We start from the raw sequence: 1417 nt of genomic DNA, 5'->3' as shown, positions 1-1417 counted from the left end.
ATGATGAGATATTTAATAATGAAAATTTAATAGAAGGCGAAAAAAACTTTTACGATATCTTGCGTATCATAAATAATGCAACGTCAGGCGATAAAGAATACATAATAGACCTAACTCATGGATTTAGACATATCCCGATCTTGGCAACTATTTCACTTATCTCTCAAAGTTTAAATAATACAGACAAAATTAAACATATATTTTTTGCAAAAGAAATGAAGCCCAGAGAAGAATATGAAATAATCGACTTAAAAGAGTATCTGGAGCTTGCAAATATCTCATATATACTTGAAAGTTTTAATCGCAACTACACAGTAGCTTTAGCCTCTAAATTTAAAAATAAAAATTTTCATGATCTTGCAAACCAGCTATCAACTATTTCAAACCATATACTATCTAATTCATTAAAAGCTCTTAGCAACGATACTGATAAAATTTTAAATAATATAGAGTTGATTTTAAAAAATGAGCAGATCGAAACATTTAAAAGCAGCCTTAATGACATACAGCAACATATAAAAGAGCTTCAAGACATAGGCAAGCAAAAAGATTCTATGAAATTTTATAGAATGTCTAGGTTGTTAAGCTCGAAAGGGTACTTATTAAATTCTATAACCCTGTTATTTGAAGCTATTGGGTATTACTGTGCAGAAAGCTTTGAATGTTTTGGCAATAATGTAAAAATGCACATTGATGCCTTTAGAAAAAGTAAAAATTTCAATGCCTATGATCTAACACACGAGTCTAGAACTTTTGTAAAATGGATGGAACTAAGAGATGAAAAATATCTAAAAAAAGGTGGTGTGGCATACTATGATATAAAAAATAAGCTGGAGAGCATAAGAACTCTTGGTAATTTTAGAGATTTTATAAAAGAGGCGGAAAAGCTAAGAAATAATCTAGCTCACGGTAACGCAAGTGAAAAAATAGAAGATTCAAAAAAAGAGCTCACAAAAATGTTAGATAAATATAATTCATTTTGTATAGTGCAAAACATACTGGGAAATAAAAAATGAAAACTCTTTTTATTTTAATGAATCATACTCTAACACCAGAACAAGAGGAGGATGCGAAAGAAAATTTAAAAATTGAGAAATTTGTAAATATAGCTGATGCAAAGTGGAGCGACATAGATCCGTTTGAAAAAAGTGTACTAAATATCGTAAATATCTACAAAGATAGACTTACGGGGCAGGCTAACGCAGGCGATGTGTTGTTAGTTCAAGGTGACTTTGGAGCAACATATAATATGATAAAATTCGCAAAAAATATGGGTTTAACCGTCGTATATGCTACTACAAAGCGCATAGTAAGCGAATATATAGAAAATGGAAAAGTCGTAACAAAACGAGAATTTAAACATGCAAGATTTAGAGAATATGAGGATTTATAATGGCGGAGTTAAGCAATAAAACAT

Annotated in this window: 2 protein-coding genes; both read left to right on the top strand. The window is 30.2% G+C overall.

What is annotated here, in order from left to right:
- A partial coding sequence (locus tag Q0296_RS09010) for a TM1812 family CRISPR-associated protein (protein ID WP_298039598.1) occupies nt 1-1016 on the top strand: 1016 nt, incomplete at its 5' end.
- Nucleotides 1013-1393, top strand: coding sequence for a CRISPR-associated protein Csx20 (gene csx20 / locus Q0296_RS09005; RefSeq protein WP_298039595.1), 381 nt, complete (start codon nt 1013-1015; stop codon nt 1391-1393). The genes Q0296_RS09010 and csx20, both read left to right, overlap by 4 nt.
- Nucleotides 1394-1417: the final 24 nt, after the last annotated feature.

The organism is uncultured Campylobacter sp. (assembly GCF_937890585.1).
Classification (GTDB): domain Bacteria; phylum Campylobacterota; class Campylobacteria; order Campylobacterales; family Campylobacteraceae; genus Campylobacter_A.
This window is presented reverse-complemented; position numbering and strand designations above follow the sequence as displayed.